The 23,552-nt window shown below is 32.2% G+C and carries 24 protein-coding genes; 5 read left to right on the top strand and 19 right to left on the bottom strand.

Annotated elements, in window-relative coordinates:
* Window positions 1-6 precede the first annotated feature (6 nt).
* From JJQ93_RS01330 to JJQ93_RS01240, 19 genes are all read right to left on the bottom strand, one after another.
* Window positions 7-1,365 (bottom strand): O-antigen polymerase, encoded by a 1,359-nt coding sequence (locus JJQ93_RS01330; protein WP_274892489.1) that lies wholly within the window; start codon window positions 1,363-1,365, stop codon window positions 7-9.
* 113 nt (window positions 1,366-1,478) lie between these two features.
* Window positions 1,479-1,736, bottom strand: a complete 258-nt coding sequence (locus tag JJQ93_RS01325) for a hypothetical protein (RefSeq protein WP_274892488.1) — start codon at window positions 1,734-1,736, stop codon at window positions 1,479-1,481.
* 58 nt (window positions 1,737-1,794) lie between these two features.
* Window positions 1,795-2,235 (bottom strand): IS200/IS605 family transposase, encoded by a 441-nt coding sequence (tnpA, locus tag JJQ93_RS01320; protein WP_274892487.1) that lies wholly within the window; start codon window positions 2,233-2,235, stop codon window positions 1,795-1,797.
* A 67-nt stretch (window positions 2,236-2,302) separates the two neighbouring features.
* Window positions 2,303-2,542 carry a hypothetical protein gene (locus JJQ93_RS01315; protein WP_274892486.1) on the bottom strand — a complete coding sequence of 80 codons (240 nt, stop codon included), beginning with the start codon at window positions 2,540-2,542 and terminating at the stop codon, window positions 2,303-2,305.
* Window positions 2,543-2,777: 235 nt separating this feature from the next.
* Window positions 2,778-3,467, bottom strand: coding sequence for an L-ribulose-5-phosphate 4-epimerase (locus tag JJQ93_RS01310; protein ID WP_274892485.1), 690 nt, complete (start codon window positions 3,465-3,467; stop codon window positions 2,778-2,780).
* A 16-nt stretch (window positions 3,468-3,483) separates the two neighbouring features.
* The gene (locus tag JJQ93_RS01305) at window positions 3,484-4,545 is read right to left on the bottom strand and encodes an NAD-dependent epimerase/dehydratase family protein (protein WP_274892484.1); all 1,062 of its coding nucleotides are present in this window, start codon (window positions 4,543-4,545) and stop codon (window positions 3,484-3,486) included.
* A gap of 8 nt (window positions 4,546-4,553) precedes the next feature.
* On the bottom strand, window positions 4,554-5,264 hold the full coding sequence (locus tag JJQ93_RS01300) for an IspD/TarI family cytidylyltransferase (protein WP_274892483.1): 711 nt from the start codon (window positions 5,262-5,264) through the stop codon (window positions 4,554-4,556).
* 59 nt (window positions 5,265-5,323) lie between these two features.
* The gene (locus JJQ93_RS01295) at window positions 5,324-6,127 is read right to left on the bottom strand and encodes a LicD family protein (RefSeq protein ID WP_274892482.1); all 804 of its coding nucleotides are present in this window, start codon (window positions 6,125-6,127) and stop codon (window positions 5,324-5,326) included.
* A gap of 112 nt (window positions 6,128-6,239) precedes the next feature.
* A complete protein-coding gene (locus JJQ93_RS01290; RefSeq protein WP_274892481.1) occupies window positions 6,240-6,797 on the bottom strand; it encodes a hypothetical protein in 558 nt (185 codons plus the stop codon).
* 91 nt (window positions 6,798-6,888) lie between these two features.
* Window positions 6,889-7,803, bottom strand: coding sequence for a DUF4351 domain-containing protein (locus JJQ93_RS01285; RefSeq protein ID WP_274892480.1), 915 nt, complete (start codon window positions 7,801-7,803; stop codon window positions 6,889-6,891).
* Between the two features lie 25 nt (window positions 7,804-7,828).
* Entirely contained in the window at window positions 7,829-8,791 is a 963-nt protein-coding gene (locus JJQ93_RS01280; RefSeq protein WP_274892479.1) for a DUF4351 domain-containing protein, read from the bottom strand.
* Between the two features lie 346 nt (window positions 8,792-9,137).
* Window positions 9,138-10,040, bottom strand: coding sequence for a DUF4351 domain-containing protein (locus tag JJQ93_RS01275; protein WP_274892478.1), 903 nt, complete (start codon window positions 10,038-10,040; stop codon window positions 9,138-9,140).
* Between the two features lie 25 nt (window positions 10,041-10,065).
* A complete protein-coding gene (locus tag JJQ93_RS01270; protein WP_274892477.1) occupies window positions 10,066-10,674 on the bottom strand; it encodes a DUF4351 domain-containing protein in 609 nt (202 codons plus the stop codon).
* A 300-nt stretch (window positions 10,675-10,974) separates the two neighbouring features.
* Window positions 10,975-11,541: a pyridoxal 5'-phosphate synthase glutaminase subunit PdxT gene (pdxT, locus tag JJQ93_RS01265; RefSeq protein ID WP_274892476.1), complete on the bottom strand. Its 567-nt coding sequence runs from the start codon at window positions 11,539-11,541 to the stop codon at window positions 10,975-10,977.
* A gap of 1 nt (window position 11,542) precedes the next feature.
* Window positions 11,543-12,421, bottom strand: coding sequence for a pyridoxal 5'-phosphate synthase lyase subunit PdxS (pdxS, locus tag JJQ93_RS01260; protein WP_085112832.1), 879 nt, complete (start codon window positions 12,419-12,421; stop codon window positions 11,543-11,545).
* Window positions 12,422-12,709: 288 nt separating this feature from the next.
* Window positions 12,710-13,807: an RNA-guided endonuclease InsQ/TnpB family protein gene (locus JJQ93_RS01255; RefSeq protein WP_274892475.1), complete on the bottom strand. Its 1,098-nt coding sequence runs from the start codon at window positions 13,805-13,807 to the stop codon at window positions 12,710-12,712.
* Window positions 13,804-14,208 carry an IS200/IS605 family transposase gene (gene tnpA / locus JJQ93_RS01250; protein ID WP_274892474.1) on the bottom strand — a complete coding sequence of 135 codons (405 nt, stop codon included), beginning with the start codon at window positions 14,206-14,208 and terminating at the stop codon, window positions 13,804-13,806. The genes JJQ93_RS01255 and tnpA (JJQ93_RS01250) overlap by 4 nt, the downstream gene beginning before the upstream one ends.
* 114 nt (window positions 14,209-14,322) lie before the next feature.
* Window positions 14,323-15,489 (bottom strand): RNA-binding domain-containing protein, encoded by a 1,167-nt coding sequence (locus JJQ93_RS01245; protein ID WP_274892473.1) that lies wholly within the window; start codon window positions 15,487-15,489, stop codon window positions 14,323-14,325.
* A 121-nt stretch (window positions 15,490-15,610) separates the two neighbouring features.
* The gene (locus tag JJQ93_RS01240; protein WP_274892472.1) at window positions 15,611-18,118 is read right to left on the bottom strand and encodes an O-antigen ligase family protein; all 2,508 of its coding nucleotides are present in this window, start codon (window positions 18,116-18,118) and stop codon (window positions 15,611-15,613) included.
* Between the two features lie 186 nt (window positions 18,119-18,304).
* Here JJQ93_RS01240 and JJQ93_RS01235 point away from each other — a divergent pair, with 186 nt between their 5' ends.
* The 5 genes from JJQ93_RS01235 (at window position 18,305) to JJQ93_RS01215 (ending at window position 23,547) form a co-directional block, all read left to right on the top strand.
* Entirely contained in the window at window positions 18,305-19,321 is a 1,017-nt protein-coding gene (locus JJQ93_RS01235) for an ABC transporter substrate-binding protein (protein WP_274892471.1), read from the top strand.
* Window positions 19,322-19,388: 67 nt separating this feature from the next.
* Window positions 19,389-20,135, top strand: coding sequence for an ABC transporter ATP-binding protein (locus JJQ93_RS01230; RefSeq protein WP_274892470.1), 747 nt, complete (start codon window positions 19,389-19,391; stop codon window positions 20,133-20,135).
* The gene (locus JJQ93_RS01225; protein WP_274892469.1) at window positions 20,128-20,937 is read left to right on the top strand and encodes an ABC transporter permease; all 810 of its coding nucleotides are present in this window, start codon (window positions 20,128-20,130) and stop codon (window positions 20,935-20,937) included. Before JJQ93_RS01230 ends, JJQ93_RS01225 begins: the two co-directional genes overlap by 8 nt.
* Before the next feature lie 86 nt (window positions 20,938-21,023).
* On the top strand, window positions 21,024-22,661 hold the full coding sequence (locus tag JJQ93_RS01220) for an NAD+ synthase (protein ID WP_274892468.1): 1,638 nt from the start codon (window positions 21,024-21,026) through the stop codon (window positions 22,659-22,661).
* Window positions 22,662-22,680: 19 nt separating this feature from the next.
* Window positions 22,681-23,547 (top strand): DMT family transporter, encoded by an 867-nt coding sequence (locus JJQ93_RS01215; RefSeq protein WP_274892467.1) that lies wholly within the window; start codon window positions 22,681-22,683, stop codon window positions 23,545-23,547.
* Window positions 23,548-23,552: the final 5 nt, after the last annotated feature.

The following is a 23,552-nucleotide window of genomic DNA, read 5'->3' as shown; positions in this document are numbered from 1 at the left end:
CCATACTTATATATTGACATCAATCTTTTTATCATATTTTAATTTGTAAATAAAATCAAATAGCATATAAATAATTCCTAATAAAAGAACACCGCGTAAAATTGTAATGGGTGAATACAGATACCATCTAAATGTGGTAGACACGAAATATACGGTTAGACAATTAATAAAGCCACCGTTTTTTGATAATTTACTTTTAATAATGATTGTGTACAAATTTATAAACAAAGCTGAAATAATCACACCTATCCAACCACAATAAAAATAAAAATAATATGGTAATAATCCCCCATTATAATGAACATAAAAATTTCTTGTATAAATAGGCAAACTGCTATTTTCAATCTTACTTCCAAAGAATATTGAAAGAATAAATTGTTTTAATAATTCAATTTGTGTATTTAGAGAAATTTTATCTTTTACTTTTAAAAATGTTAATGAAGTAAAATATGCCGAATAGGAAGTATCTAATGTACCCATTTTTAATTTAATATTTTCAATAACCATTTTTATTTTATCATATGATAGGTTAATGGATGCTCTTTGCATTCCTATTAACGACATAAAAATAAATCCAATTATTAAAAGTGGAATTATATTATTTATTTTTGTTTTGTAAGAATAAAACATTAAAAAATATAAAACTAGAAGTTCTAATCCAATTATTCTTCCACCAAAAATAAAATTTTGTAATATAAACAAAACTAGCAAAACTGATAATATCGCTCTTGATGGCTTAAAATTTCCTACAAAATGAAAACCTATTATGAAAAATATAATGCTATATTCATATATTGGAGTTGGACTACCCCTTACACCGAGTGTAGCCGGTCTTTTATATTGAAAAATTAATATATAAAGCAAAATAAAACTAATAAGAAATGTCATAATAAAAACATTGCTATATTTTTCTTTAATATAAGAATATTTGCCAAAATATGTTTGTTTAATATCTATAGGTGAAAAAATTACTAAAAGCAAAGTAAATAAAAACAGAATATTTAAACCCAAATACGACACAGGATCATTTGCAAATGATGTGAAATAACTATTAACTGGTATTTTAATATAATCTACCATAATAATACTATAGTTAAAATATGCAATTAAAGCATATATTATAAATAATCCAATATTATTCTTATATTTAATAGCGAGATATATTGATAAAAAAAGTGTAGACAATGCAATCAATTGCATACTTATTTTTTGATCATTCATAATAATACTGAATAAAAAAACACATAAAGAAATCAGAATTACTAGATATTCAAAAGCTGCTTTTGTACTTATTGAAAAATGTTTTCTTGAAAATTTCGAATTTAACATCTTTATCTCAATTTCCCTTTTAATATTAAAATTCATTCATAAATCACCACTTATTTAAATTAATTACTAAAAATAACAAAATAAATTGTGTAAATAAAACAGACATAAAATTTTTTAACTTTTATGCCACTCTCTTATTTGCACATTGCTTAATTTATACCCTTCCATAAATACATTTTACTTATAGAACCATTCCCAAATATTGAATTTGCATGCTTTATTACTAAACTTTTTAATAAAAATTTAGCTGGGTTTTCTGCTTCATCTACTTTTTTCGGTGATATTCCATCAAAAATAATTATGTATGGCTTATTATAAAATCTGCAAAGCAAACTTAATAAAATATACGTAGGTTGCTCATAGCCACCAATAACTATAATATCATTATTTTTTACAATATTAATCAAACCATAACTCAACCACCACCTGCTAAAGCAGGTGGGTTGGATATGCCGCTTAAGCAGCTTAAAACTCGCCTAAAGTAAAATTATCATTCTTTTGATTTTCTTCTATGTCTTGATTTTGTATATATTCTATTATCACTTCATCTGTTACATTGCCACTACTTGCTGCAAAGTATCCTCGTGCCCACAAATGTTGTCCCCAAAATTGTTTGTTAAGCTCCTTATTTTCCATCAGCAGCTTTCTTGAACTGTATCCTTTTATATATTGTACTAACTTACTTACTGACAAATGTGGTGGTGCTGACACTAGTATGTGTATATGATCTTTTGACACATGCCCTGATAATATTTCTACTTCGTTATTTTTGCATACCATTCTTATTAGTTCTCTTGTTCTTTCTGCTATTCTCCCAACCAATACCGGTTTTCTGTATTTTGTTATCCATACTATATGATATTTTAGGTCATATGTAGCATGCGACGACTTTCTATAATTTTGCATATTTATCACCTCTAGTTTATTTTTTACTAGAAGTGAATATTTATTTTGTTGACCTAAAGGTTTCAGCTTAAGCTGAGAGATTTAACCCCATTATACAGACATTAATATAACCGAATTTTTTGAATATTTTATAACCATTAAGAATTTTTTCATTTACACCTTGAATTGCTTCAACATTCCATTTTCTGCCTATAATATCCTTATTAGTATAATATACATTTATATTGATATTTGGTATCTTTGTAAATTCTTCAATTTGTAATTTTCTATAAGGAGATCTTATATTGGTTATAATTGCGATATCCATTTTGTTCAATCCTTTTTTATATATAATAAAGGAAACTGTTTTATGTTAACATTTGGAAGATTTTTTATCAATATATATTTAATTTCAGAGATAAAAATATAGACTCTGGATTTTCAAAAGCTTTAATCTATATATTTTTCTCAAGTCATCATTATTTCTTAACATATGATATAAGTTCTATTTGACAATTTGATTAGATACTATACTTAATTTCTATAACTATACATTACTCTTTTCACTTTTGTCCATAATAGGCATTTTCTCCATGCTTTCTAAAAAAATGTTTATCTAAAAGAACATTAGAAACTCGTAATTTATTTTTATTCAATGCTTCTGTATAATAAGCCATCTTTGCACATTCCTCCATTATCACAGCATTTTGAACAGCCTCTGCAGCATCCTTTCCCCACGTAAATGGACCATGGAAAGCTACAAGAACCCCTGGCAAATAAAGTGGATTTTTATTTTTAAAAGTCTCAACAATAACAAGTCCCGTATTTCGTTCATAATTTTTTTCAATTTCTTCTTTAAACAATTCCCGTGTACAAGGTATAGCTCCATAAAAATAATCAGCATGTGTTGTTCCATAGCAAGGTATGCTTCTCTTTGCTTGTGCCCATATGGTTGCCCATGTTGAATGAGTATGAACAATACCTCCTATTTGGATAAATGATTTATATAGTTCCAAATGAGTAGCTGTATCAGAAGAAGGACGATATTTACTTTCAATTTGCCTTCCTTCTAAATCCATAACAACTAAATCTTCAGGTTTTAATAAATCATAATCTACACCACTTGGCTTAATTACAAATAATCCTTTATCCCTATCAATTCCGCTCACATTACCCCATGTATATTTAACTAGACCTCTTTTTGGTAATTCCATATTAGCTTCATAAACTTTTTGTTTTAGTTCTTCTAACATATCTATTCACCTAACTCTAATTTCTTGTTTGTACTTGCTTAAGAATTTCAATGGTTCTTATTAAACCATTCTTCAGATCATATTTAGCACTCCATCCTAAACTCTTTAATTTTGAATTATCAAGAATTGCTTTTGTGGCTTTTGAAAATCCTATTGACTCTATCTCATCCGGTAATCTAAAAATCACTCTTCTGTCAGAAAGCCTAGCAATTGTTTCTGCCAGTTCTCTTAAAGTTATATCGGAGTTCTCATCTGAAACATTATACGCCTCTCCAGATCTTCCATTTAATAAAATTGTTAATATTGCTGATACAGCATCAGATACATAACAAAATGAATAATATTGTTCCCCTTTACTTTTTAAAATTATATCTTCATTATAAACTGCATTTCGAATAAATTGCGCAATTGCTTTACTATCACTTGAAAGCATTGTTGGTCCATAGATTCTTGAAAGTCGTGGAATAACAATTTCTATACCATGAGACTTCATAAATGCATTGCAAAGTGCTTCTCCAGCTCTTTTGCTCTCAGGATACCCTGCTCTAAGTGTATTACAATCAATATATCCACAATACAATTCATCAAATTTTTCAACATCTCCACGATTTTCTCCATATATTTCAACACTAGACACAAAAACAAATCTCCATACGTTATGCTTTGATGCATAATCTAATAAATTATATGTTCCCAATATATTTGTCGTTATTGTACCAATTGGATCTGATGCATATGCAATAGGGTGAGTATTGCTTGCAGCATGAATAATAATATCAATATCTCCTAATTCAGGAAGCTCTTTGTTAACATCATGTTGCAATATATGAAAATATGGATTCCCATAATGCGTTTTAAATCTTTTCTCTAAAGATATTTTATTTCTACTCATAGCAAAAACATCAATATCTAAACTATATAGATCATTGCAAAGCATTAATACATCTACTAAAAATGAGCCAATCATCCCTGACGCGCCTGTAACTAGAATGCTACTGCCTTTAATTTTCTCAAATTGAATATTACTATTCAATACAGATTTCAAATCTTCTCTATAAATGCTATTATTATAATACATATTTACACCTACTTAAGCCAATCAGATTTTTTAACAGATAGAAGTGCTTTAAATATCTCAATGTCATCAGTGGTTGTAAGTTTTATATTTTTTTCAGATCCCGCTGAAAAATATACTTTTTCTCCTAACTCAATCATCAAAGTACAAGAAGCTACTGAATTTGTTATCCCTTTTTTCTTTGCTTCCTCGTGTGCCCACACAAGTTTTCCAAGAGGAAAAGCTTGTGGTGTCTGAGTTCTCATTAATTTATCACGATCATAAATAGAGTTTGATGTTTTCTTATTATCAGTCTCTAACATTGCCTCAGCACACGGAATTGCTGCCACAGCAGAACCATATAATCTACATTTTGCTATACAATCAGAAATTATTTCTTCTGAAACCATTGGTCGAATTGCATCATGAACCAAAACAATATCATCATTACTAAACTTTTCTTTAATAGCAAAAACCCCATTTCTTATTGAAGCTTGACCATTTTCTCCTCCAGAGACCACACCAACTAATTTCGTTATATTAAACTGCTTTGCATAGGCTATCAATATTTCATGCCAACCATCTAGGCAAACTACTTGAATCGCGTCAATATCAGGATGCTTCTGGAACGCCTCTAATGTATATATAATTACAGGTTTATCATATACATTAATAAACTGTTTAGGAATATCTTGATGCATTCTTTGGCCATTACCACCAGCAATTATTAATGCTATATTCATTTATCTTTACCCCCACATATATTTTTAGTGATTTTATTTATTTTGAATTATATAAAATATTATTTAATATACGCTCTAAAAACATGATGAGTTACTTGTTTTTCGACAGGAGGCAAATCCATATAATTACCATATATACTTGTTAACCACTGGTGATATCCTCTTGGAACACTATACTCTTTATCTTCAAATTTCATTTTGATTGTTTCGTTAAATATACTCTTATCAACAATCTCACTTTCACCATATCCCCAAACAATCACTCCAGCTTTATTTGTTTCATAATTTATATAAGTAGTTGCTAATTCTGTAATATTTTTTGCTATAGTATTTGTTTTCTTATATTTAAATATAAATTTGCCAAGATATAAAATAATATTTTTGTAAAATACTCTTTCCTTATTTATTTTAATTAACTTTAACATTAATATGTTTCTTTGCAAAAGAATTTTTTCCAATAATTTTTTTTGTTTATTTTTACTATCAGGTAAATTATCAATAGGAAAGACATCAATATTTATACCTATATTATAAGGCATATTATCAGTATCTTCATCTATAATACTATTTTCATATGAAACTTTTGCAAATGGATATGGATACCAATCTGTATTGTTAGGTTCATAAACCTTATATAAAGTATTATATCTATTAAAATTATTAATAAAATATTCATAATCATTCCTTAATAAAGCTATATCAATATCATCATCCCATGGAATATATCCTTGATGACGTACAGCTCCAATTAAAGTTCCACCACATAAAAAATATTTAATACCATGATTATCGCAAAATTCTGTAACCACATTAAGTATATCAATTTGTATCTTTCTTAGTTCAGATAAGTTAATTTCTTGCATAATATGCCTCCGTCTATATACTGCCAAATTTACAATTTATAATGAATTTATGTAAATATGTAAATAACATAATAAAAATATTATATCAGTAGCAAGTAATTTATAATTTAAATTAAGATTTTAATAATTCATCCACAACATCTGTTTTTTTATGCCATATTAATTTGATATTTCTTGTTCCATCTTTTTCTATTTCACTTTTTATTTCATGTACTGCCTTTGGTATCTTATTATTATCTTCTCCAAAAAACAAAAGAATGCCGTATTTATAGTTATTATATTGTATAAAATCTTTAATTTTATTATAATCTTTTATAATATCATGTGTTTTGGCCATAATTGATTTAACTTCAACAATAGCCAAATTATAATTACTACCGGGTATATGAATAATAAAATCAGGAATTTTATTCAACTCATCTTTTGTATAAACACCTCTCTTATCTTCTTCACCGAATAAAACATAGTTTCTATTATGTATTTTATTCAGTTGACATCTTAATTGGTGGTATAATTCATAACAATAAACTCGTTCCCTATGTATAATTACTTCTTTATTTTCGTTATTAAAAATGGGTATATTAATATATATACTTTTTATTTTTCGTAACGCTATTTTAAAGTTAAAATAAAAATCTTTAAAATCCTCTTCTAAATTATTTTCATCCATTTTCCTCTCCATAATTATCCGAAATTATGATTTCGTATAATTCTTTTAATATTTTTATAAAAAAATAAAAGGCTCAATAACCTTTATCGATCTAATTATCATTAAAGTATTTATCTAGGTCTTCTATCTTTTTTATATCAAAAATATTCTCACCTATCTTTTCTAATTTATCTATATTTAATTCGTACATTCTTTTTACATACAACTCCGGTATTTTGTTAAATTTTTTATTTAAAAGTTTAATAATCAATTCAGCCTTACCTTCAGCTTTACCTTCAGCTTTACCTTCAGCCTTTCCTTCGGCTTTTCCTTCTTGTATCAACATTTCGGCTATCTTAGTCATTCTTATCACTCCTTTCAATTTATTTTTATATTCCTCGGTCAGAAATTTATCGCTTATTCCTATCAATGCACCGATTATATATGTTTTTTCATCTTCATCTTCTATCTTTTTCGCAAGTTCTACTGCATCTATTGCCATCTCATCACTGCCTTTTTTACTTCCCATCAGCGGCAAAAATATCAAGTTCAATTTATCTATATCTGTTAGTTGTAATTTCCTATCAATTTTTTCGTTTAATTCTTTATATATTTTGTCGCCATCATATTTTGATAAAAACACTTGATCTACTTTATATATTATTGATCCAATGTCTAATCTGTTAATCGCTTCTTCTATTTTACCAGAATATATTACAACAGTTCTTATTTTTCTCTCATATTTGCCATAAAGCCTTGCATCATACTGCAAAAATCTTTTTATATCAGCTTTTTTATTTGTCGTTTGAAATTCCATGTGCAACAATGAGTCATCTTCTAAAAGAAATATAAAATCTAGCCTATCCTCTTTGACTTCAATTACCGGCAAATCCGCCGGTATAACTGTTACTATTTTAGGTACATTTATCCCGTAAAACTTAAGCGATTTATCTTTAAACTCTTGTGCCATTGATTTTAATATTATATCGTTATTCTGATAAGATATGTCTAAATTATTATCCTTCACTCTTTTTCTCCTCTTATCAATAATGTTAATTTACAATATATTTCTCTATATCTTCTATCTTATTAATTTCAAATATGTTGTCTGCTATTTGAAGCAATGTCTTCTCATCCGCATCTTCAATTAACTTTATATATTTCTCAGGTATATTATTAAATTTCTTCTTCAACAATCTTATAACGAGATTCTCCATACCTTTCTCAATACCTTTCTCAATACCTTTTTCCATACCTTTTTCCATACTCTTTCTTAATTCTTCCTCAGTATATATTTTGAAGTTTGCTTCCTTTAGGTTGTTTATTACATATTTCATCTGTTCCTCATTTAATCTGTCTGCATACATCTTAATCACCTCCGAAACTTTACTCGGATCTATTCTAAATGCCGCTTCAATTAACCTTATTTTATTGTCGTATTCTTTTGTTCCATTTATATCGGATAATATTTTCTCTATCGCATTTTTGAAATAAATGTTATTTGATAAAACCATCAAAGGATAATTTTCTTCTACATTATCTAACTCAGACAATACTATTATCTGCACCGGTATCCATTCATTGTCTATATAATAAATGCCATTATCAGAATTGTCTAATTTAATTTTACGTTCTGCTAAAAATGATATGAGTTTTTTGGGAAGATTGCTACATACAAATGTCAATGTTAATTCATCTATCTTTATGTCATCAACTTCTTTTCGTGATTTATCGTAAGCATTCATTATTGATTTATATAGATATACATAACCTAAACCTTTAAAATAATCATCTATTGATATATAATCATCTGGAGATTTATACTCTATTATATTGTATCTTTTAAATATTTGCCCTACTCTTTTATTTATTTTCCCGTCTTTTTCTTTCTTTATTATTATGACATCTATTCTTAATGGCTCTTTTGATAGATATTCTTCTTGTTTTATTTCTACTTTTTCATCTTTTAGCTCTTCTCTTATGGCTGTTACAAAATCACTGTGCCAATCATTCATTTTATTTCTTTCTCCTTAAATTATATCACATTTTCCTTAAAACAGACATAGCTTCGCCATACGGACACCAGTGAATTAAATTCACCGCCTCCGCTTATACATGGGAATATTACCACCATCAATATTCATGGGTGCCGAAACAACCTCATGAATATTGATGGATAATATTACTACTTTACAATATAGATTTATTCGACATAAAACTTAAAAATCCTTCTTTATTTATCAAATTTTTTAATATTTGCGGCAAGACATGATCCGCTCCACCTAAAGTTTTTCTAATTCCTTCAATTTGCCATGGATATTCATGCATAAAAAAATAAAAGGCTTAATTACCTTTATCGATCTAATTATCATTAAAGTATTTATCTAGGTCTTCTATCTTTTTTATATCAAATATATTCTCACCTATCTTTTCTAATTTATCTATATTTAACTCGTACATTCTTTTTACATACAACTCTGGTATTTTGTTAAATTTTTTATTTAAAAGTTTAATAATCAATTCAGCCTTACCTTCAACTTTACCTTCAGCTTTGCCTTCAGCTTTACCTTCTTGTATCAACATTTCGGCTATCTTAGTCATTTTTATCGCTCCTTTCAATTTATTTTTATATTCCTCAGTCAGAAATTTATCGCTTATTCCTATCAATGCACCGATTATATATGTCTTTTCATCTTCATCTTCTATTTTTTTCGCCAGTTCTACCGCATCTATTGCCATCTCATCACTGCTTTTTTTGCTTCCCATCAGCGGCAAAAATATTAAGTTCAATTTATCTATATCTGTTAGTTGTAATTTCCTATCAATTTTTTCGTTTAATTCTTTGTATATTTTGTCGCCATCATATTTTGCTAAAAATACTTGATCTACTTTATATATTATTGATCCAATGTCTAATCTGTTAATCGCTTCTTCTATTTTACCAGAATATATTACAACAGTTCTTATTTTTCTCTCATATTTGCCATAAAGCCTTGCATCATACTGCAAAAATCTTTTTATATCAGCTTTTTTATTTGTCGTTTGAAATTCCATGTGCAACAATGAGTCATCTTCTAAAAGAAATATAAAATCTAGCCTATCCTCTTTGACTTCAATTACCGGCAAATCCGCCGGTATAACTGTTACTATTTTAGGTACATTTATCCCGTAAAACTTAAGCGATTTATCTTTAAACTCTTGTGCCATTGATTTTAATATTATATCGTTATTCTGATAAGATATGTCTAAATTATTATCCTTCACTCTTTTTCTCCTCTTATCAATAATGTTAATTTACAATATATTTCTCTATATCTTCTATCTTATTAATTTCAAATATGTTGTCTGCTATTTGAAGCAATGTCTTCTCATCCGCATCTTCAATTAACTTTATATATTTCTCAGGTATATTATTAAATTTCTTCTTCAACAATCTTATAACGAGATTCTCCATACCTTTCTCAATACCTTTCTCAATACCTTTTTCCATACCTTTTTCCATACCTTTTTCCATACTCTTTCTTAATTCTTCCTCAGTATATATTTTGAAGTTTGCTTCCTTTAGGTTGTTTATTACATATTTCATCTGTTCCTCATTTAATCTGTCTGCATACATCTTAATCACCTCCGAAACTTTACTCGGATCTATTCTAAATGCCGCTTCAATTAACCTTATTTTATTGTCGTATTCTTTTGTTCCATTTATATCGGATAATATTTTCTCTATCGCATTTTTGAAATAAATGTTATTTGATAAAACCATCAAAGGATAATTTTTCTCTACGTTTTCTAACTCTGACAATACTATTATCTGCACCGGTATCCATTCATTGTCTATATAATAAATGCCATTATCAGAATTATCTAATCTAATTTTATGTTCTTCTAAAAATGACATGAGTTTTTTCGGCTATGCCAATCATTCATTTTATTTCTTTCTCCTTAAATTATATCACATTTCCCTTAAAACAGGTATAGCTTCGCCATACGGACACCAGTGAATTAAATTCACTGCCTCCGCTCATAAAGCTTCTATGATCACCAGTAATATTTATGAGTGCCGAAACATCAGCATAAATGTTACTGGATATTATTACTACTTTCTATTTATTCGACATAAACTAAAAAAAATCCTTCTTTATTTATCAAATTTTTTAACAAAAGCTTGAAGTATGCAAAATATAAAGTAAGGCTGCATCTAATGCAGCCCCAAAAAATACTTGTAAAAGCTTAAATCGTTGGTCAGCTCTGGATGAAATGAAGTCGCAAAAAGGTTGCCTTCCCTTGCAGCCACTATTTTCCCATTGTATCTAGATAGCACCTTTACATTTTCTCCCACATCTTCAATATAAGGCGCTCTTATAAACACTGCATCTATTTTATCTTTTGATACATCAGGCATACTAAGTTTTGCAGTAAAGCTATCAAGCTGACTTCCATAGGCATTTCTCCGCACCTTTATGTCCATAATACCAAGATGAACTTTATCATCATTTACGATGTGTTTAGCCATCAGTATCATGCCTGCGCATGTTCCCCATATAGGCACACCCGATCTGTAAAGATCTATTATGGTATCTTTTAAGTCAAAGTCATTAAGCATTTTTCCTATGGCAGTGCTTTCCCCGCCAGGTAGTATAAGTGCATCTATGTTTTTCAAAGTTTCTTTATCTTTTGCCTCTACTGGTATTATACTGTCTAATCTTTTCAGTTTATTTATATGTTCTTCTACAGAACCTTGTATAGCAAGAACACCAACACGCATTTTACCAACCCCTAGTTGCATATAGATCTTTTTCTGAAAGATCCCTTATATCTATGCTATTCATTGCTTCTCCTAATCCTTCCGATACTTCTGCTATTATCTCTGGTTTGTCGTAATATGTGGTAGCTTTTACAATTGCTTCAGCACGCTTTTGAGGGTTCTCTGATTTAAATATCCCTGAGCCTACAAAGACTCCATCTGCTCCAAGCTGCATCATAAGCGCAGCGTCTGCCGGTGTTGCAATGCCACCTGCTGCAAAATTTACAACTGGCAGTTTTCCGTTTTCTGCTACATATTTTACTAATTCATAAGGTGCCTGCAATTCCTTTGCTGCCGTCATAAGCTCTTCTTCGCTTAAAGTCGTAAGCTTTTTGATTTCAGCATTGATAGTCCTCATATGCCTTACTGCTTCAACAACATTTCCTGTGCCTGCTTCACCTTTAGTTCTTATCATTGAAGCACCTTCGCCAATTCTCCTTAATGCTTCACCTAAGTTTCTTGCACCGCAAACAAATGGAACTTTAAACTGCCATTTGTTTATGTGATATGATTCATCTGCAGGTGTCAGCACTTCACTCTCATCGATGTAATCTATCTTCAAAGCTTCCAAAACCTGTGCTTCCACAAAATGTCCTATCCTGACTTTTGCCATAACAGGTATTGACACAGCTTCTTTTATCGCTTTTATGATTTTGGGATCTGACATCCTTGCTACGCCGCCATGTGCCCTTATATCAGCAGGTACCCTTTCAAGTGCCATTACCGCAACAGCACCAGCTTTTTCTGCAATTACAGCCTGTTCAGGCGTCGTAACATCCATTATGACTCCACCTTTTAACATCTGTGCCAAGTTTTTGTTTAACTCATATCTTTCATTCATTGTACTTATTCCCCCTATTTTTATATAACAATTTTATTAATTTATATCAATTGTATCTATTTAATAAGAACATGTCAATCAGTACAATATGGATACAAAAAAAGATACACATATGTGTACCTTAATATTTATAACTTCTTATTTCAAACTTTCAGTGAACCTACTCCATCCTATAGAGGGTGGAGCTTCCTACTTCATAGACCGTTGCCTACTGCTATTCACAGCAGGTCTTACACAATCTTCATAGGCGTAACTTCGGGAGGAACCTTCCCTACAAAATTATTACTCTTATGCTGCTATGCCTAATTGTTTTAATCCTTCATATAGTACATTTATTGCTGCATTTACATCTCTGTCTATCTCTAATCCGCACTCGCATTTGTGTATTCTTACTGATAAGTCTTTTTCTACTATTTTCCCGCATCTTGAACATCTTTGTGATGTATATGCTGGATCTACTTTTACGAAGATTTTTCCCTCTTTTTCTGCTTTATACTGGAGATATTTGTCTAACATTCCCCATCCTGCATTTGCTATCGATTTTGCAAGTTTATGATTTTTCATCATATTTTTTACTTGCAAATCTTCAACGCATATGATGTCATTATGTTTTACTATGTTATAGCTTATCTTATGTAGATAGTCCCTTCTTTGATTCGCTATTTTTTCATGAAGTTTCGCTAATCTTTTCTTTTGCTTTTCTCTGTTTTTGCTTCCTTTCTTTTTTCTTGATAATTGTCTTTGCAGTCTTTTTAGTTTCTTCTCTGATTTTTGTAGCCATTTAGGATTTGAGTATAACTCTCCATCTGATGTTGCAGCTATTGAGTTTATTCCTTTGTCTACTCCTATTGCTTTTTCTCTTATGACTGTTTTTTCTTTTTCTTCTTCTACTTCAACTGACAGATTTATATACCACTTTCCTGCATGGTATTTTATGTTTATTGTTTTGACTTTTGTTGGATCAAAGTTTCTATGTGCTTTGATTTTTATATGCCCTATATTTTTTATGTATACATATCCTTCTTTCCCAAAGTTTCTTTTTGTTTCGCATTGTGGAAGTGTTATTGATGTGTAGTGATATTTATCTTTGAATTTAGGATATTTGGCTCTTTTGTCAAAGAAGTTTTTATATGCTCTATCTAATCTTCTCAACACATCCTGTAATATTTGCGACTGTACTAATTTGTATTCTGGATGTTCTTTTTTATATTTTGGAAGCATGTTCTGCTGTTCTTTATATGTAAGTCCTTTGCCATATTGTTTGTAATGTTTTATTCTTTGATCCAGTGAATAGTTGTATAATTTGCGACATAAATACAATGTATAAAAAAGCTTTTCTTCTTGTTCTTTTGTGGGTTCTATGAAAAAATGCTGACATGTCATCATCTTTTCTCACCTTGGCTTTCTATATACTGTTTTATAACTTCTATAGGTGCACTACCAGTTGTAAGAAGACAGTAACTTCTTGACCAAAAATATTCTTTCCAAAGTTTTTGTTTTATCTGCGGATATTCTTTTTTTATGAGTCTAGATGATGCACTTTTATAAGCATTTATGAATTTTGATATTTCAGAATTAGGTTCTGCTTTGAAAAGTATGTGTACATGGTCTTTATCGTGATTCCATTCTTGCAGTGATATATTATAATTGGATGATATATTCTCAAATATCTCCTTTAATCTATTTGATATGTTATCGTCTATTACTTTTCTTCTGTATTTTACAACCATTATAAGATGATAATACAATAAGAATACTGAATGATTATTATTATCTAATATTAGCATTATATCACCACTTTGCTTTTTACTTCTGATAATATTATAACATATAATGTTATGGAAAACAATAGAAATTCACCTCCCACCTATAGATGATGGGAGACTTTTTTCAAGCTTTTGTTAAAAATCTGGCCTGTAAATTATCAAAATAAATTCCTCTCCCTGTTCCATAAGTAATGGCTCTCTTGCCCCTAATTCATTCATTTTTTTAAGTATCATTGGAATACCTCTTCCAAGTTGATCAATGTACCTCATGTTTTCCATGTATTTAACAAGGAAAGGATTCCGCGCATACGATACTCCTATTTTCATTTTCTCTATTGTCACTGTATTTGGCAGTCTTCCTGGACTCCTGAACTCTATACGATCATTATACATAAGAACTCTTATTTTTGAACCGCTGATACTATAATTTCTATGAACCAGAGAATTTACAATAGCTTCTCTCATGACAATAATAGGGTATTCTTCTCTTTCTTCTCTTTTTAATCCATTAATCACTGACGGGGTAAGCATATTATTCTTAATCACAACCATTAACTGCTCTGCTACATCTTGTATTCTTCCTGTTATTATTTTTTTATCGATTAATTCATCTGTAATTTCATTACCATTAAAATGAGCAAAACTTACTCCATTCTGTGGAAGGTACTTTTCTGGATTTTTGCCGAATACCAATAGCCCTCCAACAGTACAAACCTTTTTCCCATCATATTCTTTTAGTATATCTGCATTTAAAAGTATCCTTTCAACCGATTCCCTGGACTCTTCAAATAAATCAAATGTATTATATTTCATAAAATAGTCTCTAATTATATCAATGTTTAAATCATTAATCGATGTCCCTTCCACCGGTGATATGTCATAATGAAGACTTCCGCTTGTTTCAAAGAGCCGTAGCAATTCTTCTTTTGATGCAATTCTCTTTGTAGTACCTACTCGTATATAGTATTTATGGTCAGATGTATAATATGGCTTATTAAGTCCCTTAGGGACAGTAATAATTGCTATTGTCTTGCCATCTACTTTTATACTTTCATATAAAGGAATAACATTTGGAATACAGTTATTTCTGCATATATTCATTACCGTTTCTTCTAACTTACTGTCTTTTATCCCTTTTATATTTCCTTCGTCATCAACTCCAATAAGAATTATACCACCTTCTGAATTTGAAAAAGCAACAATTTCTTCGGCAAGATCTTTGGCTTTAATTTCCTCTTCTTTAAACTCTATATAAGAATTTTCGCCATTTTGTATTATGTTTTTTACTTCCTCTACAGTCATATAAAAGCCTCCCGATATTAACATATGTTAAATCTTATTAGCTTATCTATATTATAACATTTTCACATTACGAAAAAAGCATTTATATTAAAAAATAATATGGATACAAAAAAAGGATACATCACTGTATCCCCTTCAATACTTCTTTTGAATTTTGTATTATTTGCTTTGTAACATCCGTCATGGGTTTTGGCTCTTCTGACTTTGAATTAGCCTTATTAAACAAGTTTTCAACATCTACAGCCTTTTCAAGATATTCTTTCGCTTTTGCTTTATCATTGTTTTGCAGGTAAAACATCCCTACTTTATTATAAGCATCTGCCAATTGTTGATAATTTTCTGGTCTTAAAGGCTGTACATCGACGGCTTTTTTAACATACTTAAGCCCATTATCTATCTGCCCATGTGATAGATAGAATGCTCCAAGCTGTGCTAAAAGCTGAGAATTAAACGGCTCTAAATCAACCGCTTTTTGTTCTTGGGTCATTGCCTCTTGATACGTTGCCACATCTTTAGTTTGATCTGCTATACTTGCCAATGTCTGGCCGTAAGACATCCTGTACTTTGCATTCCACGGATCATAAGAAACAGCGCTTTTGTAATACTGCATAGCCTGAGGAACATTGTTAGTCTTTGCAAATTGGTCTCCTTTCTCTGCATATCTCAATGCAGTGGAAAGTGAAAAAGACATAAACATGACAACTACGCCAACTATCAAAATGCCAAAACTGTAGAATCCACTGTACGATTTTCTCCCTTTCGCGGCAGCTATATTTTTATGTACCTTACCTAAGCTCATGCTGTTTATTATACCGACAAGGGAATATAAGGCTATTGTCACAGCAGACAGCGAAAGGTCAAAATCCATAGCGGCATGAGCATATATGCTCAATATGCCCGCTGTTGCCGCAGCCAATAAAACACGCTCCTCTACGTCCAGCTCAGCCTTATAAAGCTTGATAACTGACAATATCAATGTAACCAAGAAGAATATCATGGCTAAAGCTCCGACTAAACCAGTATCAAGCAAAACCTGCATGAAGTAATTATGTGTCTGTGTCGTCCAATACAGGTATGACTGATATTTGAAGTAAAGTGATGCCCAAGCACCTCCACCTGCACCAAAAAGCGGATAATCTTTAAAAATCTTAAATCCGTCTTTGTAAAACTGCATTCGCTCAGAACTGCTGTGGCTTGTCAAGCTTATGTCTTGTATCCTTGATGCCACATTTTCAGGCAAGTATTTATATTTAAGCATTATATTTTGAACAGCATTCGGGTCATTCTTAGGATAGATGTACGCCTTGTCAAATGTCACAGAGGTACCTTTAAAGTAGTTTGTAAAAGTAATAGCTAATCTTTTCGTATCTTTCAAAGTAGAGAATTCTATCGTCTTTTCACCACTGAAAGTCTCTTTATCGTACACATCTTTTATCTTTGTAGGCTGATCAAGATCATTTCTGCTTTCTATGGTAATGTCGTACGCCCAATCCTTATTATCACTATTCTTTGACATGACATCGTATTTCAACACATATATTCTATCTGCATCGACATCGACAAACCTTGTGACGCTTTTGCCGCTATCCGCCTCGTTTTGGCTATGACTTAGCGTAAGTGGTACTTCTGTCGTCAATACCATATAACCTGATACGATTGATAGCACACCAACAATGACGATTATGGATATACCTATTTTTAGGCTTATCTTGTTTACCGTTTCTACCAAAAAACTTACAATGTATGTAAATAACAATGATAAGATACATCCCACAAGTATCCACATAACCAAATTGTGAGGCTTAGGTCCATTTACGACAGAATTAAATTTAAGTATTGGCAATGCTGACGCTACGATTATACCTATCAGGTAAATGAATGGCTCTACCCTTTTTCCTTTTGGCATCATTATTATAAGGAACAAAAACAGAAACGGAAACATCACCCAAGCGCCTCTGGATAATGTAAAAACATAAGCATAAAGCTGCATAAAAACTTCTACACCGTAAAGTGCTTTTAAATACCTGTTTTCCGTGTACGATATGAGTGCAAAATTCACAAACAAAAATGCCATCAAAAACGATGCAGCAGTATTGGCGTATTGAAATGTGGAATTAATCCTTCCTCCAACCCATGAGCCATTGTAGTTTACATATCCCGCTGCAGACAAAAGGCCTACTAAAGCTACTCCAAATGAGCTTAAAACGAGCACATTCAAAAGTATCCATATCTTTTTCTTGTCATTGGCAAGTCTGCTGACCAAAAAGTATACAAACACATAATCGACGTACTTTAATACTTCTCCTATTGCAGACCTTATATTTACAGCAAAAAACGTAGAGATGAGATATGCTCCTATTATTGATATTGCGGCATAATCCAATCTTTCAGAGATTATAGGCTCTTTTTTTATAATCTTCATCAATGACCATATTACGACCACAACTGAAGTAATACATATAGTAGGTAAAAACTCATTGTCAAAGTACATGCCGCGGAAATACGGCGGTAAAGCTATAAGAAGAAGCAACGATATATAAAATACAATATTCATCACGTTTGTGTAATTTGTGCTTCTTTTAGAAACATTAATGGTGACCTTGTTCTTTTTTGCTGCTTTTTGTGCCATATCGATTCTCCTTTATATATTTTATAAAAATGCACAAATAATCATATTCGACAAAAAAACTTAATTTCCTTCTTTTGAAATCATTTAACAAAATACAGCGTGAAAAAAACTTCATCTTTATCCAATCACCATTTCCAATTGATAGAATATAATAAACTGAAATCAAATTAAATAGGAGGTATCCACATGAGAGGCAGAAAATTACTTGTTTTCACCCTTATACTCATATTTGTACTTACATCTTTCTTATTCACCGGTTGCAAAGTAAAAGAGCAAAAGCTTACAAAGATAAACTTTATTGAAACCGTACATTCGATTTTTTACGCGCCATATTATGTAGCCGTCAACAAGGGCTTTTTCAAAGAAGAAGGCCTGCAATTAGAGATAACAACCGCACAAGGCTCCGACAAAGCTGCAACGGCAGTTGTATCAGGTCAGGCTGACATCGGACTACAAGGTCCAGAGACCACCGTCTACGTGTACAAGGAAGGAAAACAGGATTACCTCGTAAATTTTGCACAGCTTACTAAGAAAGATGGTTCTTTCTTAGTTGGGAAAAAACCAGAGCCTAATTTCAAGTGGGAAAATCTAAAGGGTAAAAAGATAATAGGTGGAAGACCTGGTGGAATGCCAGAAATGACTCTTGAATATATACTGAAAGAGCATGGTATAGACCCTAAAAAAGATGTAAATCTCGTGACAAATCTTCAGTTCACAGCGACAGCAGGTGCTTTCATGAGATCAGACGCAGACTACGTAGCGCTATTTGAGCCAACTGCATCGCAAGTGGAAAGCGAAAAAGGTGGATACATCGTGGCATCTGTAGGTGCCGCTGGACACGATGTGCCTTATACAACATTTAACGCAAGAAAAAGCTATATAAAAGAGCATCCTGATATCATCCAGCACTTTACAAATGCAGTCTACAAAGGCATGCTGTACGTGCAGTCTCATTCATCAAAACAAGTGGCTGAAGACATAAAGTCATTTTTCCCAGATACTGATATTGATATAATCGCAAAGGTAATCGACAGGTATAAAAGCATAGACGCATGGGGCACCACGCCACAGATGAAGCCATCAGATTTTGATGCTCTTCAGAATGTCTTATTAAACGCAGGTGAAATCGACAGCAAAGTAGATCCAAACGCTTTAATCGACAACACTTTTGCAGACAAGGCTGTCGCAACAATAAAGAAATAATAAATTGGGGACAACCGAAAGATTGTCCCCTGTAAGCATGCTCAAAATATGACAGGAGGTGCATCTGGTGAGGAAAGTAATGGTTGAGCTTTCAAACATATCTTTAAACTATCATACGATAAAAGGCGAGACGGAAGCTATAAAAGACGTAACATTTAACGTATATGAAGGAGAATTCGTAGGCGTCATAGGCCCTTCTGGATGCGGTAAATCCACGCTTTTGTCTATCATTGCTGGTCTTTTAAAGCCGTCAAATGGAAGTATCGTTGTAAACGGAAAAGTAGGATACATGCTTCAAAAAGACCATCTTTTTGAGTGGAGAAACATCATGCAAAACGTCCTTTTAGGCCTTGAGATACAAGGCGCTATAAATGAAAACTCTATAAAAAACGTAGAAGATTTATTAGAAAGATATGGATTATCAGAATTTAAGTACCATTATCCTAATCAAATATCCGGCGGAATGAGACAGAGAGCAGCGCTAATTAGGACATTGGCCTTAAAGCCTGATATCATGCTTCTCGACGAGGCTTTCTCGGCCCTTGACTATCAAACGAGGCTCGCCATATCTGATGAAGTGTGGACTATTTTGAAAAATGTCAAAAAGACAGCAGTAATAGTAACCCACGATATTTCCGAAGCCATAGCAATGTGTGACAGGATTGTAGTCTTGTCCAAAAGGCCTGCAGTCGTAAAAAACATATATGAGATACATCTTACGTGTGATGACCGATCACCTATAGGATGCAGAAAAGCACCTGAATTTAAAGAATACTTCAACGAAATATGGAAGGAGCTTGATGTGCATGTATGAAGTATCGCAAAACATGTCAAAGGAACATGTAGAATTTCTAAAGAAAGTGAAAAGAAAAGAGACCGCCATCAAAATCACTCAATTATCCATACTCATTGCTTTTTTCGCCTTATGGGAAATAGCAGGAAGGCTAAAGCTTATAGATCCGTTTCTATTTAGCCAACCTTCTCGCATGATAAAGACCATCATAAACTTAAGTGAAGACGGCTCACTTTTTACGCATATATGGGTCACATTAAGCGAAACACTTATCGGATTTGCCCTCGGAACAGTTTCTGGCATAGTGATAGCTATACTGCTTTGGTGGTCTGACTTTGCCTCAAAAGTCGCAGAACCGTATTTGATCGTCTTAAACAGCCTCCCTAAAATCGCCTTAGGGCCAATATTTATAGTCTGGATGGGAAATGGCGAAGCACCAATTATAACGATGGGTTTGGCAATATCGCTGATTGTGACAATTATAAGCCTCGAGACAGGTTTTAAACAAGTAGACGAAGATAAGATAAAACTTCTAAAGACATTTGGAGCCACCAAATTTCAAATACTGACAAAATGTATACTTCCTGCCAGCATACCAACTATCATGTCTGCCATAAAAATCAACATGGGCTTGTCTTGGGTCGGTGTCATAACAGGAGAGTTTTTGGTATCAAAAGCAGGATTGGGATACCTTATCGTCTATGGAGGGCAAGTATTCAAATTAGACATAGTAATGACAAGCGTCCTTATACTGTCTATCCTGGCCGCGCTTATGTACCTGCTATTAGTCTACATCGAAAAGAAAATCATCAAGTGGCAGTAGTTTATATTATGCACCGCTTATGCTGGTGTATTTTTTTTTATTATGTGCTAAAATATCTTTATGAAAATAATTCGAGGTGATACTAAATGAAGATAGCATTGGCACAATTAAATCCAACTGTCGGCGATATAAAAAACAATTGTGAAAAGATAATCATGAATATAAAAGAGGCTAAAAAAGTCAACATGGATCTCATCGTCTTTCCTGAATTGTCTATAATCGGATATCCCCCAAAGGACTTGTTATACAACCCTGATTTTTTAGAAACTGCAGATAGAGCTCTTAATGATATGATATTGCCTGAAACAGAAGGCATCGGCGTCATTGTAGGAACCGTTACAAGAGATGATGAGAAAGACTATTTGCTTCATAACTCAGCGCTTCTCCTTTACAATGGCAAAATAGTAGGACAAGCAGATAAGACCCTTTTGCCAAATTACGATGTATTTGATGAGCAAAGGTATTTTGAGCCAGCTAAAAAGCGTGCTTGCATAGACTTTAAAGGAATGCGGCTTGCAGTTAATATATGTGAAGACATCTGGAACGACAAGGATTTCTGGGAGAGGCCAAGGTACGATATTGACGTATTAGAAGAACAGTACAGCTTAAATCCAGACATTTTTATAAATATTTCTGCATCACCATATAACCTTGGAAAGCATGAATTAAAGGTCAAAATGGTAAAGCAAATATCAAAAAAATACAAGCTGCCTCTTATATATGTAAACCAAGTAGGCGGCAATGATGAGCTGATTTTTGATGGAAATAGTTTCGTAATAAATTCAAATGGCGAAAGAGTATCAAACCTTAAGGCTTTTTGCGAAGATCTCGCTTTTATCGATACTGATGAGCTTGAATATCTTTCACCTCTAGAAGATGTAAAAGAAGACATATCGTGGGTACACGATGCACTGATTTTAGGACTTAAAGACTACTTCAGGAAAACCGGCTTTAAAAAAGCAGTGGTAGGCTTAAGCGGCGGAATTGACTCTGCTGTCACATGCGCCCTTGCAGTAAAGGCTTTAGGGCGTGAAAATGTACTTGGAGTTTCTATGCCATCTCGGTATTCCTCAGAAGGCAGCAAAGATGATGCAAGAGACCTTGCTCAAAACTTAAATATCGAATACCGAGTAATACCTATTGAAGATGTCTTTAAAAGCTATATATCAATTTTTAATAGAAATGGCGATGCTGTAGGTGACCTTGCAGAAGAAAATCTGCAGGCAAGAATAAGAGGAAATTATCTAATGTTCATATCAAATAGAGAAGGGCACATGGTGTTGACAACAGGAAACAAGTCAGAAATAGCCGTAGGATACTGCACACTGTATGGTGACATGAGCGGCGGACTTGCTGTAATATCTGATGTTCCAAAGACAATGGTGTATGAGCTTGCAAAGTATATAAATAAGGAAAAAACAATAATTCCAATATCCACTATAGAAAAGGCTCCATCAGCCGAACTTAGGCCAAATCAAAAAGACACAGATTCTCTACCACCGTACGAGATACTTGACGATATATTAAAGCTGTACATAGAAGAAGATAAATCGATAAGTGAGATCGTATCAAGAGGCTATGATGAAGCATTGGTAAAAGATGTGATAAGGAAGGTGAATAATGCTGAATACAAGAGAAAGCAAGCAGCGCCAGGTCTTAAAGTCACCACAAAAGCATTTGGCGTAGGAAGGCGAATGCCAATTGCACAACGTTTCAGACCATGATTTAAGGGAGGCTTAAATATTGTCTAAAAATTTAAAAAGCGATATAATGCTACTTTTAGTAACTGTCATCTGGGGGTCTACATTTGTCGTAGTAAAAAATGCTACAAGCATATTGCCAGTTTATAATTTTTTGTTTTTAAGATTTCTCATAGCACTTATCGTGCTTGTCATAATGTTTGGCAAGAGGCTGCTTCACATTGATAAAAAGACATTTGCAGTCTCTATCATTGTAGGCATAATGCTTTTTTTAGGTTATGCTTTTCAGACATTAGGCTTAAAATACACGACCGCATCGAAGTCTGGCTTTATTACTGGATTTAATGTGGTATTAGTTCCTATATTAGAATCAATCTTTTTAAAAGCCAAATTGTCAAAGACATCATGGTTAAGCGTATTATTAGCACTTGCTGGGTTATTTCTCATGACGGCCAATATTGACTTAAAAATTAACTTTGGAGACTTTCTCACCCTCCTTTGTGCCGTATCTTTTGCTTTTCAGGTAGTCTTGATAGCAAAATACGCGCCATCAGTAGATACCGTATCATTTGCAATAATTCAGATATTCGTCGTAACACTATTAAGTGGTATTCTTTCATTTGTATACGAGAAACCTATAATACCAACTGATAAAACCGTTTGGTTTGCCCTAATATTGACAGGCATATTTGCAACGGCGTTTGCATTGGCAGTTCAAAATACGATGCAGGCAAATACATCTGCCACACATGCTGCCATCATATTCTCTTTAGAGCCTGTTTTTTCAGCCATAACTGCTTATTTAGTATCTGGAGAAATCATGACATTGCGATCCATCATAGGAGGATTTCTCATGCTAATAAGCATGATTCTATCTGAAATGCCGTCTAAAGATAATTTAAGGGCTTAAAAAGC

The sequence above is a fragment of the Thermoanaerobacterium sp. R66 genome (assembly GCF_028895185.1).
In the GTDB taxonomy this organism is placed as follows: Bacteria; Bacillota; Thermoanaerobacteria; order Thermoanaerobacterales; family Thermoanaerobacteraceae; genus Thermoanaerobacterium.
The sequence above is the reverse complement of the archived record's forward strand: the minus strand, read 5'-3'. Positions and strand labels throughout refer to the sequence as shown.

Coding starts and splice junctions, on each gene's coding strand:
- JJQ93_RS01330 (WP_274892489.1), bottom strand. CDS start 1,365: ATGAATTTTAATATTAAAAGGGAAATTGAGATAAAGATGTTAAATTCG.
- tnpA (WP_274892487.1), bottom strand. CDS start 2,235: ATGCAAAATTATAGAAAGTCGTCGCATGCTACATATGACCTAAAATAT.
- JJQ93_RS01315 (WP_274892486.1), bottom strand. CDS start 2,542: ATGGATATCGCAATTATAACCAATATAAGATCTCCTTATAGAAAATTA.
- JJQ93_RS01310 (WP_274892485.1), bottom strand. CDS start 3,467: ATGTTAGAAGAACTAAAACAAAAAGTTTATGAAGCTAATATGGAATTA.
- JJQ93_RS01305 (WP_274892484.1), bottom strand. CDS start 4,545: ATGTATTATAATAATAGCATTTATAGAGAAGATTTGAAATCTGTATTG.
- JJQ93_RS01300 (WP_274892483.1), bottom strand. CDS start 5,264: ATGAATATAGCATTAATAATTGCTGGTGGTAATGGCCAAAGAATGCAT.
- JJQ93_RS01295 (WP_274892482.1), bottom strand. CDS start 6,127: ATGCAAGAAATTAACTTATCTGAACTAAGAAAGATACAAATTGATATA.
- JJQ93_RS01290 (WP_274892481.1), bottom strand. CDS start 6,797: ATGGATGAAAATAATTTAGAAGAGGATTTTAAAGATTTTTATTTTAAC.
- JJQ93_RS01280 (WP_274892479.1), bottom strand. CDS start 8,791: ATGAATGATTGGCACAGTGATTTTGTAACAGCCATAAGAGAAGAGCTA.
- JJQ93_RS01270 (WP_274892477.1), bottom strand. CDS start 10,674: ATGTCATTTTTAGAAGAACATAAAATTAGATTAGATAATTCTGATAAT.
- pdxT (WP_274892476.1), bottom strand. CDS start 11,541: ATGCGTGTTGGTGTTCTTGCTATACAAGGTTCTGTAGAAGAACATATA.
- pdxS (WP_085112832.1), bottom strand. CDS start 12,421: ATGAATGAAAGATATGAGTTAAACAAAAACTTGGCACAGATGTTAAAA.
- JJQ93_RS01255 (WP_274892475.1), bottom strand. CDS start 13,807: ATGATGACATGTCAGCATTTTTTCATAGAACCCACAAAAGAACAAGAA.
- tnpA (WP_274892474.1), bottom strand. CDS start 14,208: ATGCTAATATTAGATAATAATAATCATTCAGTATTCTTATTGTATTAT.
- JJQ93_RS01245 (WP_274892473.1), bottom strand. CDS start 15,489: ATGACTGTAGAGGAAGTAAAAAACATAATACAAAATGGCGAAAATTCT.
- JJQ93_RS01240 (WP_274892472.1), bottom strand. CDS start 18,118: ATGGCACAAAAAGCAGCAAAAAAGAACAAGGTCACCATTAATGTTTCT.
- JJQ93_RS01235 (WP_274892471.1), top strand. CDS start 18,305: ATGAGAGGCAGAAAATTACTTGTTTTCACCCTTATACTCATATTTGTA.
- JJQ93_RS01225 (WP_274892469.1), top strand. CDS start 20,128: ATGTATGAAGTATCGCAAAACATGTCAAAGGAACATGTAGAATTTCTA.
- JJQ93_RS01220 (WP_274892468.1), top strand. CDS start 21,024: ATGAAGATAGCATTGGCACAATTAAATCCAACTGTCGGCGATATAAAA.